At 45.2% G+C, this 526-nt stretch carries 1 protein-coding gene and 1 pseudogene; both read right to left on the bottom strand.

Annotated elements, in window-relative coordinates; all coding sequences use genetic code 11:
* A partial coding sequence (locus tag P20652_RS17290) for a transposase zinc-binding domain-containing protein (protein ID WP_033016998.1) occupies positions 1-406 on the bottom strand: 406 nt, incomplete at its 3' end.
* Positions 403-526, bottom strand: a pseudogene (locus P20652_RS20160) (integrase); the annotation flags it as partial. The pseudogene P20652_RS20160 and the gene P20652_RS17290, both read right to left, overlap by 4 nt.

Raw genomic sequence — 526 nt, 5'->3', positions numbered from 1 at the left:
GACCATGCCTCTTTCGTTTCGCAAATTTACACAGCGTTTGCCATGCGGCTTTAAATAAACACTGGTACAACGCGTTTGGGTTATAGTGCGCAATGATATTTAACTCATGCGGGAGCGTAAAAACAAGGTGGAAATAGCGACACGATAATAAATCCTCTTGTTGTCTTTGCACCCACTTAGCCGTAGCCATTCCTTGGCAACGTGGGCAATGCCGATCTCGACCGCTACATCCAATTTGTTGTACTTCACTACAGTTATCACATTGCCATGCTTGATAACCGAGCTGACCCGCTCTGCATGATTGAAGGTGTTGGCAGACTCGTAACTGCTGATAACTCATTATGTGGTGCTGCCGATAATTCCCAAGGCCAGAATTTAAAATATCAGCGAGGTGCAAGCCGCTCATTGGTTTCCCCAACTTGCGAGTAAATCAATACCACCATGCCCTAATTCAGGTAACCAGTGTAAGTAACTTTGCGTGGTTCTAATGTCACTGTGACCAAGCTGATGTTGAAGTTGATGAAGC

Source organism: Pseudoalteromonas sp. BSi20652 (assembly GCF_000239855.1).
Classification (GTDB): Bacteria; Pseudomonadota; Gammaproteobacteria; order Enterobacterales; family Alteromonadaceae; genus Pseudoalteromonas.
This window is presented reverse-complemented; position numbering and strand designations above follow the sequence as displayed.